The sequence below is a fragment of the Pseudomonas helleri genome (assembly GCF_045830615.1).
GTDB classification, from domain to species: domain Bacteria; phylum Pseudomonadota; class Gammaproteobacteria; order Pseudomonadales; family Pseudomonadaceae; genus Aquipseudomonas; species Aquipseudomonas helleri.
Map to the genome: position 1 here is coordinate 2567778 of NZ_CP174501.1, position 14436 is coordinate 2582213.

Here is a 14436-nt window from a genome sequence, read left to right on the forward strand (position 1 = left end):
TTTATGAAGTGGATTCTGTGTTCTATTGTTCTGTTCTTATGTTTGATTTCTGGGCTTCTTGGCCTTACCGCTGGCATCAATCTTAACCCGCAATCGACCATTAAATTCATTCCAGAATGGGGCAGTCTGGGAGATTGGGTCTCGGGCACCGGTGCTTTGCTAGCGGTACTGGTCACGCTTTGGCTAGCGGACAAGCAGCGCAGAGATGATGCTGAACTTCTTACCGTGGTTTCAAACGCAAGTATCCCGTTTGGCCCTGGCTACATTGGGCGTCCGTTTATCTCTCTTGAGTTGACATCAGAGGGCAAGCGACCAGTAACGGTAGTCGGTGTGAGCGTGATTTCTACGCACAGCACTCAAGCCCTTGCTATTACTGGATTCTCTATAACTTCCCCCGTCCAATCCTTGCCTGTCCGGCTCGAGTACGGTCAGCGAGCAAGCATTCATTTGCAGCCAGGCGCCGAAGTTGAGCTTGTACGTTATGTAAACAACAGCTGTAAGGGGCGGACTGACGGGTTGTCATTTCAAATCCGTACGACTACAGGGAGCTGGAAGGGGGATATCTCCGCAAACTTAATGGCCATTCGAGAAATGTCTGAACAAATGCATCCGGATAGCTGAAAGCTTCTGTAAAAACTTTAACCTCGGCTATGCCGGGGTTTTTTTATGCCTGCAAAGCGGGCCGACCAAACCCAAGGGGTGTACCAAGTGGCAGACGAAAACCAGATTGATCTCGAAGACCCGGCAGTTAAATCCGCGATCGCCGAAGCGGTGGAAGCGGCCACGCTGGGCCTCAAGAACAAAAACACCGAGCTGCTTGGCTCGCTCAAGACCACCAAAACCGAGCTGGACGGCCTCAAAGGCCAGTTTGAAGGCCTTGATATCAACGCAGTGAAGGCGTTGCTGACCAAGGTCGGCCAGGACGAGGAAACCCGCCTGCTGGCCGAAGGCAAGCTTGATGAGGTGATCACTCGCCGCACTGAGCGCCTGCGCACCGACTACGACGCCAAGTTGGCCGCCGAGAAAGCCCGTGCCGACAAGGCCGAGGCCTTCGCTGCCAAATACAGCGACAAGGTGCTGGCTGACTCCATTCGCGCCGCAGCAATCAAGGCTGGCGCTCTGCCTGAAGCTGCTGAGGACATCATCCTTCGCGCTCGGGGTACTTTCAAGCTCGGAGAAGACGGCGAGGCGATCGCTACCGACCGTGATGGCGAGGTCATTTACGGCAAGGACGGGAAAACCCCGCTGTCACCGCTCGAATGGGCGGAATCTCTGCGCGAAACAGCAACACACCTGTGGCCAAGGGCTCAGGGCGCCGGACAAATCGGCGACAACGGTGGCAAGGCCACGAAAAAGTGGGGCGATTACACGGAAACCGAGCGCGCAGCGATCGCCCGTGACAACCCCGAGCAATTCAAAAAACTTCTGGCCACCAAAGGAACTTAATCCATGGCAACTACACGCTTGACCGATATTTTCATCGGCGATTACTACCAGACCCTGGCGCCCGTTAACTCCCCTGAACTTACTGCGATGTATGAGTCGGGCATCATCACACGCAACCCTGCGCTGGATGCGATTGCATCGAACGGTCAAGGCGTCGGTACTGTCAGCTACTGGCAAGACCTGGACCCGAACGAAGAGCCGAACATCTCGACTGACAACCCGGATGATATCGGCAAGGTCGGTAAGGTCACCCAGGGCAGCATGAAGGCCCGCACGCTCTACCTCAACAAAGGTTATGGTGTGGCCGACCTGACAGCAGAGTTGGCGAACAGCGAGCCGATGCAGCAGGTGCGCAATCGTTTTGGCACCTACTGGACTCGCCGCTGGCAGCGTTACCTTATTGGCGGCTCTCGCGGCATTATCGCCTCCAATCTGGCGAACGATGGCGGCGACATGGTGGTCGATGCTGGCGCTCGCATCAGTGCCAAGGCGTTCATCGATGCGGCATTTACCGCCGGCGATGCCGCAGATCAGTTCTCTGCAATCGGGGTTCATTCCGCGGTGATGAAACAGATGTCGGAGCTTGACTTGATTGAGTACCTGCGCGATTCCCAGGGCCAAATCATCTTGCGCACCTATCTGGGCAAGCCAATCTTTATGGATGATAGCCTGACCATGGCTGACGGCAAGCACCTGTCAGTGTTTTACGGCTCTGGTGCGTTCGGCTACGGCCTGGGCGAGCCTCATACCCCTGTGGAGCTGGATCGTAATGCCTCCGGTGGTAACGGTGGCGGCGCCGAGGTTCTCTGGGAGCGTAAAACCTACCTACTGCAACCAGCTGGCTTCAGTTGGCAAGGCGATGAAGACCAGAACAAGTCGCCTACAGCTGTTGAATTCGCCAAGGCGAGCAACTGGAAGCGTGTCTTCGACCGCAAACAGGTTCCTTTCGCCGCCGTGATCAGCGGCTAAAACTGGCTATGAGGGGCGGTCATGCCGCCTCTCTATGATGAGGTGATTTATGTCATACGTTGTTTACAGCGATAGCCCCGCCATCGAAAAGGTGGAAGGGATCGCTTATCGAACTCTCACGGAGTTTTTTGGCGTCGTCTCTGGTGCTATCGGTGTGTTTGTCGACGGCGATGCTGACGATATTGTTGGGGCGTACCAGGCTGCGGGCGTTCCTGTTTTGGAGGCGCTACCAACCACCGCTAAACCTCCGGCGCCTGGCATTGAGGTTAATTGGTCAGATATCAAGGGTAAGCCTGAACTGTTGGCCCTTGGCGCCACTGACTCGACTGCTGCAGCTGGTAATCACAACCACAGTATTTCCGCTCATGCCGCGTCTGGCTTGGCTGCTGCCACAACCTTGCAGGCCGGTTTCCAAGCGGTATCTGCCCGCGTAAAGGCTCTTGAAGACAAGGGGTAATTAATGACCGACTTCATCACCGTTGCCGATGTTGACGCCTCGCTGGGCCCTGGCTGGGCTGGCACCGGTGATCCGGTCCTTGCCGTGGCCATGGCCAACGCCTGGCTCACGACCAAGATTAAGCGGGCTGTTCCCGATCCAGTTCCAGACGAGATCAAAACAGCCGGCGCCCAGGTCGCCAAGGAGGCGGCAGCGGGCAAGCTGTACAAGTCAACGCAAAAGGAAGTGCAGAGCAAGACGGTATCTGCCCAGCCTGGAACCTCGGTATCCAAAACCTACGTGGCGGGCTCAACGGACTTGTCAGCAGGCGAGAACTTCGCCTTGGCATTGATTGATCCATGGGCCAGGCGCTCGGGCGTCATGATGCTCAAAAGGACCTGATCATGGGAATGCGAGAAGAGATTCAGGCTGAGCTGGCGGAAGCCTTCGATGACGAGGACGGGCTTGCTGATGCGGTGCAGCCTTTCAGTGGAGGTATCACGCTGCCCGGCACCTGGGACCCAGTGACTGAAATAGGCGGCGAGCCGACCGTCATCGCCTATAGCGGGCGCGGTGTATTCGGCTCTTTCGACTCGCGGCTGGTGGACGGCGCCCAAATACTTGCGACAGATGTGCGGCTTCTGGCCATACAGAGCGAAACCACCGGAATCCCGTCAGTAGGGCACAAACTGAACGGGTATGACGTCAAAAACGTGCAGCAAGACCCGGCGCGCGCAACGTGGGTCATTCAGCTCAGGAAGGTGTGACATGGCGAAAGGCTGGAACATCGATCCGAGTGATTTTATGGAAGTCGTTGAGAAGGATCTCACCGAACTGCAAAGGGAAATCGCCACTACGGCTTTGCAGGCAATCATCAGCGGTTCACCGGTGGATGAGGGCACCTATAAGGGCAATCATCGGGTGACAGTGGACGAGCAAACGCTGCTTTTCGACTCTGAACGAGACGACCCAATCGGAACGGAAACGCTTCTGGAGGGAGCAACGACCATCGCCACAGTCACTGGCCCCTATCACAACATCGTCATTCAGAATAACGCTCCATACGGCGAGCGCCTGGAGAATGGGCACTCGCAACAGGCACCTATTGGCGTGTACGGAGTGGCGTTTGGTGACGTAGTAGAGAAGTACGGACGATGACCTACGAGCAGATTCGCGCACTACTTGCCGGTCACATGAAAGCGTTTTCCGGTATTGAGCAGGACTCCATTTTCTACCCGAACGCGCCGTACCCGGCCAAAAACACCGATCAGTCGGGCATTTTCAAGCCACCCGCAACCGGTTTGTGGTGCCGGTTCAACTTGCAGCACGGTACTGCCTTCATGGCAGGCATGGCCGACAAGCCCTACACCCGCAAGCCGGGCCGGGTCAGCATCCAGTGCTTCACCCGGGCAAGAACCGGCACCAAGGCCCTGACCGAGCTGGCCGATCAGCTTGAAGCGCACTTCGGCTACTGGTCGTCCGGGGATCTTGAGTGCCTAGAGGCCTCTCAGGTCGATGCGGGCGAGTTTGAAGGCTTCTATCAGATCAACGTGAACATCCGGTTCCGCGCCGGCTGACCCCAGATGTACCCATCCCACCCGCCCTGTGCGGGTTTTTTATTACCTACACAAAGGTGGAAAGAATGAGCTCCGGCGCAAAGATCGTCAGTCACATCATTCCCGAAGTGACCCCAGGCATCACCCCGACAACCGGCAAGTGGAGCACGCTGCGCCTGACAGGCAATGCGCTGACTCCGACCGTGAACACGGCGGCGAGTGACGAGATCACTGACTCTCGCCTCAGCCAGGGTTCGGTGGCCACCAGTACCGACATTAACGGCGACCTGACGGCCGAGCTGTCGTTTGGTTCGTTCGACCAGCTGCTGGAAGCGGCCTTTTACGGCAACTGGACCAACAACGTGCTGGCTATTGGCGATGTTCGCCACACCTTCAGCATCGCCAAAGGCTACATGGACGTGGGCGTTTACAGCCTGTTCAAGGGTGCCCACGTCTCCACCTTTGCCCTCGACATTCCATCTGACGGCAAGATCACCACCACCTTCGGCATGGCCTGCCTGGACTACGACGATAGCGACACCCCAATCGTTACCGCACCGGATGGGCCGACCACCACACCGTTCCTGAGCAACAAGAACGTCGGCACCATTCTGGTGGACGGCAAGTCGCTGGAAGGCGTGGCCTGCGTTTCGGCCATGACGCTCAGTCTGGACAACAGCTTGCAGGCCCAACGCTGCATCGGCTCCAGCCGCTTGGGTCCAGGCGCGCAGATCGCAACCGAGGCCGCAATCACCGGCACGATCGTGCTGGCCTGGTCCAAGCGTGCATGGGAAATCTGGAAGAGCACGTTTACGCGTCTCCCGATCGGTATTCAGTTCCCAATCACTGACAGCCTGGGCAACAAGTACATCTTTGACTTCCCGGCTGTAGAGGTCGACGGCGAGCTGCCAAGCGGCGGCAAGCGCGATCTGGTTGAGGTAACGCTCAACTACACCGTGGCCAAGGTCAGCCCGACCATCACACGTGTTCCGTTTGTGCCGGTTGCCAGTGTGTCCGTGGCGCCTGCGACTGCCTCTATCGCGTCCGGGGCTACCCGGCAACTGACCGCTTCGGCCTTGCCGGCAACGGCGGGCCAAAACGTCACCTGGTCCAGCGCAACGCCCGGTGTCGCAACTGTGAGCGCTGGCGGGCTGGTTACGGGCGTCTCTGCCGGTACCGCCGTCATCACCGCGAAAAGCGTATCCGATCCAACCAAGACTGCGACGGCAACCATCACTGTCACGGCTTAAACAGTTCAACCCTTTGACCTCTCCGGTGATAACGCCCGCCGGAGGGGGCTTTTTTATTGGCGTGGCGTTGAGGATTTCACATGGCTCTCCAGTTGACGAAAAAGGCTCTAACACCCGGTCTGCGCTGGGTGGAATTCGACAAAGACACCAAACTCCAGATTGGTGGGATCGACAACCCGGATTACCGTATTGCCCTTGAGCGTGTGCAGCGGCGCATTCAGCGCAATGATGCCGCCTTTGCCCAAGGCGAAGTCGGTGTTCTGCCGGGCGAAAAGACCGAGCACGAAAGTCATTGCGCCTTGCTGGCTCAGTTCGTTGTCAAAGACTGGGAAGGTGTTCAGGATGAGCAAGGAAATCCGTTGAAGTTTGATGTCGAGGCTTGCTCCAAGCTTCTTGAAGTCAACTTTGACTTCTTCCTGTTCGTTCTCCGGGAGGGCAGCAAATCCACTGAAGAGATCAGCAAAGAGCTGGTAGAAACAGTGGAAAAGCAGTAGCCCGGTTTGAATGGGAACAGCAGTGGGGTGGGCAGTCCGATAAGCGCAAAGCTATCTACGAGCGGCTGGGCATGGCGCTGCCCGAGGAGCCCCCGCTAGACCCCATAACCAAGCACTTACTGAGTACGTTTTATGGCGTCTGCCGGGGGCGTCGTTTTATAACGTCGATGACTGGTGTTTTTCCATTGCCGCTTTCGGCTCGCGAGATTTCAGACTGGCTTGATGCTCACCCATCGCCGCTGAGTCGTCGTGAGATTGACGAGGTGATGTTTGTGTTGGATGGCATCTGCTTGGATTCGGAAGACGATGAATGACGAAAGTGTAGGTTTTGGCGCATCGTTTGGATGGTGATAAATTGCCCGACTCCCTGAACTTCAAGGAAAACCCAAGGATGAGGCCTCTATCAATCGCTATTTTTTCGTGTCTTTTTTTGCTTTCCCAGGCAGCGCAATCGGCTGGGGATTCCTGCAAAAAAGTTTCAGAACTTGCGCATGACGCAATGAAGGCTCGTCAAGCTGGAGACCTGCTTCAGGACTCTATTGAGAGTGTTGGGGATGGCAGCGATTTCGCTCACAAAGTCATCATGATGGCGTATGAGAAGCCGATTTCTCAGGACGCCAAAGGCAAGGAAGAGGCCGTCAAAGAGTTTCAAAACGAGGCATACAGAGTTTGTTTCAACGCAACAAAAAACTAACTGAAATTGAAATGAGAACCCGCTCCGGCGGGTTTTTTATGCCCGGAGAAAAGCATGGCTGAGCAAAAATCCCGCCTGGTGCTTGAAATCGATAGTCGCGATGCCGAGCAGAAGGCTGTCGACGTTCAAAAAGCGCTGGACGCTCTTGAGTCTGCCGGGCTGCGGATTAAGCCAGCCATGGACAAGGCGTCTACCGGCCTGGATGGCCTGAACAAATCAGGATCTGGTGCGGGAAAGTCGGCTGACGAAGCGGGTAAGGCTTGGTCTTCGGCTTCTGACGGTATAGGCAAGGGGATTCAGCAAGTAGTCAAAGAGCTTCAGTCGCTGAACGCCAAGCAGGACGCTGCCGCCAAACTGATTGAGTCGCTTGGACTATCCCTGTCGAAGGCTTCTACGTCATTTCTTGATGTGGCCAGCTCGGCGGGGAAGTTAAAGCCGAGTAATGATGCGGCTGCGGCCTCAATCGAAAAGATTGGCGAGACGGCTGCACAGGCAGAGGCGCGCTTACTGGCAATGGCCAAAAGGTCGCTTGAGGCGAGCGAGTACGTTAATGCGCTCTCTACCGGTACCGGAAAGGCAGCCAGCTCATTTGATTATGCTGCCGACAAGGCTGAAAGGCTTTCTGAGCTTGCGCGTCGCATGCGGGCCGAATCCGACGCCAACGTTAAAACCAACAACACCCTTGCAGACGGAACAAGGAAGGCAGCTGTGGCCACCGAAGAGCAGGCGCAGGAGCTCGAAAAGCTGCTTGGCAAGATTGATCCGGTTTATCGAAAGCTTGCTGAAATAGATCAGCTTGAGAGGGAGCTGGCCAAGAACAAGAAGTTTCTCGATGCCGATACATTTTCCGACTATCAAGACAAGATCGCCGCTACGCGCAAAGCCATTGGTGGTATTGATGACGACCTAAAGGGTTTCGGGCTGACCACGAAAGGGGCTCAGCGTGACGCCGCACAACTTCTCAATGCCTTGAAGTCAGGTGACTGGCAAGGCGCGGCTCGCAACTTCCAGCAGATTAGCGTTTCCTCCGGCGGAACCTCCGAGGCGCTTAAATCCCTTGGTGGTGCCGCGCTTGGGCTTGTAAATCCGTTCACAGTGGCGGCCGCTGCTGTCGGCGTGCTTGGCCTGGCGTACTACCAGGGCTCGAAAGAGCAGGACGCATTCCGGCTGTCGATTATAGGCACCGGGAATGCGGCGGGCACCACTACAGGCGCTCTTGCGCAAATGGCAAAACGCATCAGTGCCACCACTGGAACCACGGCAGATGCCTCTACTGCGCTGGCTCAACTGGCCGGAGCAGGGACTATCGCGAGCTCCAGCTTTGAGGAAATAGCTACAGCTGCGATCGCCTGGGAGAAGGCCACGGGAAAGGCAGTCTCTGAGACCATCGCTGAGTTTAAAAAACTGAGCGAAGATCCTGTTAAGGCTGTGGCAGAGCTTAACAACCATTACAACTTCCTCACCGCGTCGGTTTACACCCAAATCCGCGCGGCGCAGGAACAGGGTGACAAGCAGGCTGCTGCGGCAATCGCAGAAGAGGCTTACGCTCGCGCGCTTACCGAGCGAGCAGTAAACATCAAGCAAGACCTTGGTACGCTCGAGCGCGCCTGGAACGATCTTTCTGGAGCTGCCAAGGCAGGCTGGGATGCGATTCTAGGAATTGGCCGAGAGTCTGCTGCGGCGCCGGATTTGACGGCCATACAGCAGAAAATCAACTACCTAAAGTCGACGCTGGGCACTGCTTATGAGGATGGCGACGCCAAACAACGCATAGCTTCTTTGCAGGCGGAGATTGATGGCTACACCAAAAAGGCCAAGGCCGAGCAAGAATCAGCGGAGGCGGCAGCTGAGGCAGCCAGAATTCAAAGAGAGGGCCAGGAGGCCTACGAGGCGTTTCAGAAAAGCATTGAGCAAAACTTCACCAAGCGCCAAAAGATGAGCAAGGCGCTCGAGGATGAGGAAAAGCGTATCAGCCGCGCGCGAGCGGCCGGCTACATAATTTCAGAGCAGCAGGAAGCGGCAGCCCTGAAAGCGATCCGCGAGAATTCAATCTACAAAGAGACGGCTCCAAAGAAAACCAAAGCCTACCGCGAGGACGCGGGCCTGAAAATGCTGGACGCTGCCCGCCAGACCCAGGCCGTGCTAATCCAGCAGAACGCATCAATCAACGCCCAAGGCATCGCCACGGAGCGGGTAGGCGTCCAGGCCCAGGCTTTGATCAAGTGGGAGCAGCAACTTGCAGACATCAAAGGCAAGAAGACGCTCACCGCTGACCAAAAATCGCTGCTGGCCAGCCAAGACCTGATCACCGCCCAGTTGAAGAAAAACGCCGCTCTTGAGAAAGAGGCGCAACTCAACAAGGACACGCTTCAGGCTCAGAAAGATCAGGTCCAACTGCTGACCCTCACCGGGCAACTCCAAAAGGCAAACCAGCTCAAATCATCACTGGATGATGCGGCCCAGCTTGCCGAGTACGAGCGCCAAGGCAACGTTGAGGCTGCAAAGCGGCTTGAAACCCTGATCAAGATTCGCGACGTAAACCTCAAGGCCGCTCAGAAGCCCGGAACCATTGAAGGCGTGACAAAGGCCCCGGCGGTAACCGGGCTTGATGCATCTGTTGGAGGGGCTTACAGCGAGATTCAGCGTCTGACTGATGAGTCGACAAAACTCGATGCTTGGCGAGAAATGGAACTCGAAAAGCAAAAAGCCTACCTGGACCTCAAGGCTATCAACGAGGAAACCTACGCCGCCCGAATCGCGAACATCAATCAGCAGGCCCAAGACAATCAAACAAAGATTGAGCAGGCCAAAAACAACGCGGTGCTCTCCTACAGCCAGGACTTCTTCGGAAACATGGCTGCGCTGAGCGCTTCCGGTAATAGCAAGCTTGCTGCGATCGGCAAGGCGGCAGCAATTGCCCTGGCGACGATTCAGGGCTACGTGGCTGTGCAAAACGCCCTTGCAGTTCAGCCTTATCCGTTGGGCGTGGCCTTGGCCATATCGGCAGGCATTGCGGCGGCGGCAAACGTTGCGGCTATCTCGGGTGTTGGATTCTCTGGTGGCGGCTACACCGGGGCTGGCGGGGTTAACGAATATGCGGGCGATGTGCACAAAGGCGAAGTCGTCTGGAGCCAGGCCGATATCCGCCGTCACGGCGGCGTGGCCACGGTCGAGGCGCTGCGCAAGGGCAACGTTTCTCCGATTCGCCCTGGTGCAACAGGTTCGGGCTCAGGCTCAGGATCTGGCGGTCAAGACTCGGGGGCAGGAAAGCCGGGCGGAAACGTCAACATCCACAACTACGGCGGCAACCAGGTGGAAGCCCAGCGGGACGGCGACGACTGGAACATCTTCATCAAACGAGCCAAGCGCGAGATCGCTGGTGATCTTGCCAGCGGCAATGGCGATATCACGCGAGCGCTGACAAACGGCTACGGGCTGCGGAGGGTGCCTCGATGAGCATTTTAAAAAGGCTGTACGCAAGCTCCGGGCCTGAAATCATTCACCCGGTGCTAAAGGTCACGGACGGCATCACCACGTATTACCTCACCAACGGCTGGGATGAGCTGGTGGTGGGGCTGGGTAATGGCTCGGTTGTGACGTGCACACCGTGCGGCATGGAACTGGCCATCCCGGCGCGCAACGACGACGGGACTCAGGACTTGAACTTTTCCCTGAGCAACGTCGACGGGCAGGCGTCGGGCTTTATCCGTGCCGCGATCAAGGACGGTCGCGAAATGCACCTGGAGTTGTTCACCTTCACCTCAAACGATTTGGGAGCGCCGGCCACTGCGCCGAGTCGCTTCAAGATCAAGGGCGGGCAGTGCACAGCGACTCAGGTGTCTGTCACCGCTGGCTACTTCAACCTGCTGGACACCAACTTCCTGCGCAACACCTACAACCTCGTTAAATTCCCGGGCATTCGCTACCTATGAACCTCGAAAAATACACCCTCGGCCAATACGTCGAGGGCGGCCGACTGTGGCCGCACGTTGACTGTTACGGCCTGGTGTTGGAGGTGCGTCGGGACTTGGGCCTGCCGGATTGGCCTGAGTGGTCGGAGATGCGCAAGGCGGATGGCGGCCTGGTGCGAGCCTGCAAGGAAATGATCCAGACCCAGTTGACGCTCTGCGAGCCAGACCACGGCGTTGCTGCCGTGGCCTATCGCGGCAGCGTGCAGGATCACATCGGGGTCGTGGTCAGGATCAATGGCTTGCTTGAGGTGCTGGAGATCAACCAGGGCCGCAACGTCAGCTTCACCCCTCTGCGCCGCTTTGAGCGCCGGTTTTTCAGCGTGGAGTACTACCGATGATTCGCATCTACCCAAGCCGCCTGGAGGGCGCGCCGCTGGAGAGTCACGCCATTGCTGAGCCGATCCTGCTGGCGGACTGGCTGAAAGGCCAGGCGCCGGACTTTGAACTGGATCGCGAGCACCCGATTTTCATTGAAGTTGATGGTGTGGTGTTGCCGGTAGAGCGCTGGGCAACGTTTGTTGTGCAGCCGGACACGGACCTGCGGATCTACCCGCAAGTGCGCGGCGCCGTGGCGATTGTTGCATGGGTGGCGGTGGCGCTTGCGGCCGTATCGCTGGTCATGATGATGAGCATGACCACGCCAGGCATGACGCAGCCGGGGCAGGGCAAATCACTCGACACCAACCCGGCGAAGGTTAACCGGGCAAAGGTGAATGAGCCGGTCCCTGAAATTCTTGGTCGCAGCAAAATTTACCCGGACTGCGTGGTGCAGCCGGTGTCACGGTTCGTCAATAAGCGCGAAATGCACACCAGCCTGTGCTTGTGCCTTGGTGCCGGGGAGCTGTCGACACTGGCCAGCAGTATCAAGATCGGCGACACGCCGGTTGCGGCCTTCGGCTCTGATGTGTCGTACATGTTTTACAAGCCCGGCGCGAGCCTGGCGGGTGATCGCCGGGCCGAAAACTGGTACATCGTGGGTGAGGTAGGCGGTACCAGCGCCGGTACGGCTGGCCTGGACACGGCGTCCACAGCTTCGGGCGGTTCGTCCGTGGTGGCCGACGCGCTGGTTCTGGCCGGGCTTAGTGTCAGCCTGGCCGGTGCCAACCCTGAGTTTCCAGATAACTGGGCCGTGGGCACTACCGTCACGCTGAAAGCACCCAACACCTTCAAGGTCAGCAACGCGGGGTCGTACACCCAAATCGCGGGCCCGCTGGGTGATCTGGCCCCTTTTGTGGGGATGAGGGTCACGCTGTCGGTTGATACGGACTATGACCTAGTGGTGGCCAGCTACTCGCCGTACGTTCCGCCTGTTCCTGGTACCGGCGGCAACCCGTCATCGGTACAGGCTTCCTCTTCACCGACCACTTACGATTTCAGTGATACCCCGGCGGTCTGGACGATCACCTACCGGGGCGACAGTCGAACCATATCGCTGGCTTCAGACTTCGTAAACATGAGCGGCGTGGTGTCGGCAATTAATGCCCAGCTTTCAGGTATTGGCCTGATCGCGCAGGACAATTCGGGGCGACTCCTGATTGCTGAGCCGTACAGCCCCTACAAAGGCGGGTCTATATCGCAGTCCAACGCACCGGTTGCGTTGTTTGGCGTGGGGCCGGTTTATACCGTCGGTACCGCCTCGGCGGGCGGTGTTGCGGAGCGCGAGGCCTTCATTACGTTGCGTTACGACAGCGGCGCCCCCTTTGCCGGGCTGAATGACGGGGCGCAGCGCATGTCGATCGGATATCGCGGTCAGCGGTACCGGATTGCCAGCCTGGATGCATTGACCATGACGGTGCAGCGCCTAAACGATGCGGGCAATGTCGACTCGGGGTGGCCGGGATTTGCCGCTCGCACGCTATTGGACTTTGCGCTGGGTTCTGACTTTGTAGGCTCGCTCAACTGGCTTGGCTCGTTTATGGGCACTCCAGAGCAAGAGCTGACAGACACGCTTGAATATGACTTTTACCTACCTGCCGGGCTGGCCTGGTACAAAAGCAACGGTCACCGCCGAGCAGGTACGGTCATAGTCCATGTCAACTGGCGGGATGCTGCGGTGGGTGGTGCCTGGAACAACGTAGTGCACACCATCACCGAAAGCACCGAGGATGCCTTGGGGTTCACGTTCACGCTGAAGCTTCCTTATCGGATGCGCCCTCAGATCCGCGTGCGCCGGGATGCGCCGCAAGAGGGTGGGAACACGCGGGACACGGTTTACTGGTTTGGTCTTCGCTCAAAGCTGGATGCACCCACCTCATACGAGGGCGTGACCATCTTCACAGCGGATATCAGGACGGGCGACCGTCTTGGGGCTCAGTCAGATCGCCGTGTCAGCATGGTCTCTGAGCGGCTTTACGAGGGCAAGGCAGGGCGCACAATCAGCGGCGCCGCGCTTCATGTTCTTGATAGTCGCGGCATTGATCGCAGTGAAATCGACGTGGCCACGCTCAATGAGCTGGAGGCTCAGTTCTGGACGCCGAGAGGCGAGACGTTCGACTTTGCCTTTACCGAGCAGGTGACTGTGCGCGAGGCGCTGCAAACCATCTTCGCCGCGGGCATGAGTCATTTGCGGTTGGCTGACGGGCTGATCGGTTGTACCCGCGAGGGCGTGCAACCTTCGCGCGGCCCAATTACCAACCACGAAATGACGACTGAACTGGTTTCCACGTTCAAGGCGATCAGCTCGGACGACTTTGACGGCGTGGACGTTAAGTACATGAGCCCGCAAACTTGGGCTATCGAGACGGTTCCGTGCCGTTTTGAGGGAAGCCAAGGTTTGAAGGTGGATGTACTCGAGCTTGATGGCGTGCAGAGCCGAGATCGAGCATGGCGGATCGGCATGCGTCAGTTGCGCAAGCACCTGTATCAGCGCTGGAGTTACTCAGGCAACACCGATCTGGAGGCGCTGTGCTTTGAGCGCCTTGATCACGTCACTCTTGCGGATGACATACCAGGCACTAGTCAGTCGGCATTGATTGTTGATGCTGAATTGGTGGGCGATCGCGTGGTGCTTGAGCTGACCGAGCCGTTGGACTGGGACATAGAAAATCCCCGCATTGTGATTCGACGACACGACGGCTCAGGCACGCCAATGATCGCGCCGACTCGGCTGTCTGATTTCACGATGAGCATCCCGGCCAAGGCCCTGGACTTTAACCTGATCACTGACCTTTCGATTGAGCCTGCGCGCTTGCTGTTCGCAGCCTCAACGCAGGTCGGGTACAGCGCCATGCTTAACGAGATCGCACCCGACCCCGATGGCTCTTGCAGCTTCTCAGGGGTCGAGTATCGCGACGACTACTACGCCGACGACGACAATTACGCACCTACATAAGGACTGCTCATGCATACCTATCCGGAGGGTCTGCCCCTGCCGCAGCGGGAGGGTTATGGCTTTGCACCTGTCAGTCCGATAAAGCGCTCAAACAAAGTAAGTGGGCGCGCCACGCAGCGACGGCTTTATTCAAGCGTTCCTACCCTCGTTTCAGTTTCGTGGCTCTTTGACTCCGAAGAGGCGAGCTTGTTCGAAGGGTTTTGCAAGTGGGAAATTAATTGGGGGGACTGGTTTCTTTGCCCTGTTAAATCGCCGCGAGGCTTGCAGTTAGCACGCGTTAGGTTCACAG

Annotated in this window: 15 protein-coding genes; all 15 read left to right on the plus strand. The window is 57.6% G+C overall.

Annotated elements, in window-relative coordinates; genetic code table 11:
* Positions 1-3: 3 nt before the first annotated feature.
* On the plus strand, positions 4-621 hold the full coding sequence (locus ACJJU9_RS11610) for a hypothetical protein (protein WP_407730800.1): 618 nt from the start codon (positions 4-6) through the stop codon (positions 619-621).
* Between the two features lie 87 nt (positions 622-708).
* Positions 709-1446, plus strand: coding sequence for a hypothetical protein (locus tag ACJJU9_RS11615; protein ID WP_407730983.1), 738 nt, complete (start codon positions 709-711; stop codon positions 1444-1446).
* A gap of 3 nt (positions 1447-1449) precedes the next feature.
* Entirely contained in the window at positions 1450-2415 is a 966-nt protein-coding gene (locus tag ACJJU9_RS11620) for a phage coat protein (protein ID WP_407730801.1), read from the plus strand.
* A gap of 49 nt (positions 2416-2464) precedes the next feature.
* Complete coding sequence (locus tag ACJJU9_RS11625; protein ID WP_407730802.1) at positions 2465-2872, plus strand: hypothetical protein; 408 nt, start codon at positions 2465-2467, stop codon at positions 2870-2872.
* Positions 2873-2875: 3 nt separating this feature from the next.
* Entirely contained in the window at positions 2876-3253 is a 378-nt protein-coding gene (locus ACJJU9_RS11630) for a hypothetical protein (RefSeq protein ID WP_407730803.1), read from the plus strand.
* A gap of 2 nt (positions 3254-3255) precedes the next feature.
* Positions 3256-3618: a hypothetical protein gene (locus ACJJU9_RS11635; RefSeq protein WP_407730984.1), complete on the plus strand. Its 363-nt coding sequence runs from the start codon at positions 3256-3258 to the stop codon at positions 3616-3618.
* Between the two features lies 1 nt (position 3619).
* A complete protein-coding gene (locus ACJJU9_RS11640) occupies positions 3620-4009 on the plus strand; it encodes an HK97 gp10 family phage protein (protein ID WP_407730804.1) in 390 nt (129 codons plus the stop codon).
* Entirely contained in the window at positions 4006-4428 is a 423-nt protein-coding gene (locus ACJJU9_RS11645; protein ID WP_407730805.1) for a hypothetical protein, read from the plus strand. Before ACJJU9_RS11640 ends, ACJJU9_RS11645 begins: the two co-directional genes overlap by 4 nt.
* Positions 4429-4493: 65 nt before the next feature.
* Entirely contained in the window at positions 4494-5657 is a 1164-nt protein-coding gene (locus tag ACJJU9_RS11650; protein WP_407730806.1) for a phage tail tube protein, read from the plus strand.
* A gap of 80 nt (positions 5658-5737) precedes the next feature.
* Positions 5738-6151 carry a hypothetical protein gene (locus ACJJU9_RS11655; RefSeq protein ID WP_407730807.1) on the plus strand — a complete coding sequence of 138 codons (414 nt, stop codon included), beginning with the start codon at positions 5738-5740 and terminating at the stop codon, positions 6149-6151.
* A 328-nt stretch (positions 6152-6479) separates the two neighbouring features.
* The gene (locus ACJJU9_RS11660) at positions 6480-6845 is read left to right on the plus strand and encodes a hypothetical protein (protein ID WP_407730808.1); all 366 of its coding nucleotides are present in this window, start codon (positions 6480-6482) and stop codon (positions 6843-6845) included.
* A gap of 54 nt (positions 6846-6899) precedes the next feature.
* A complete protein-coding gene (locus tag ACJJU9_RS11665) occupies positions 6900-10301 on the plus strand; it encodes a phage tail length tape measure family protein (RefSeq protein WP_407730809.1) in 3402 nt (1133 codons plus the stop codon).
* Positions 10298-10777, plus strand: a complete 480-nt coding sequence (locus ACJJU9_RS11670; protein WP_407730810.1) for a DUF1833 family protein — start codon at positions 10298-10300, stop codon at positions 10775-10777. The genes ACJJU9_RS11665 and ACJJU9_RS11670 overlap by 4 nt, the downstream gene beginning before the upstream one ends.
* Positions 10774-11154: a nitrite transporter gene (locus tag ACJJU9_RS11675; protein WP_407730811.1), complete on the plus strand. Its 381-nt coding sequence runs from the start codon at positions 10774-10776 to the stop codon at positions 11152-11154. The genes ACJJU9_RS11670 and ACJJU9_RS11675 overlap by 4 nt, the downstream gene beginning before the upstream one ends.
* Positions 11151-14147 carry a host specificity factor TipJ family phage tail protein gene (locus tag ACJJU9_RS11680; RefSeq protein ID WP_407730812.1) on the plus strand — a complete coding sequence of 999 codons (2997 nt, stop codon included), beginning with the start codon at positions 11151-11153 and terminating at the stop codon, positions 14145-14147. The genes ACJJU9_RS11675 and ACJJU9_RS11680 overlap by 4 nt, the downstream gene beginning before the upstream one ends.
* Positions 14148-14436 lie beyond the last annotated feature (289 nt).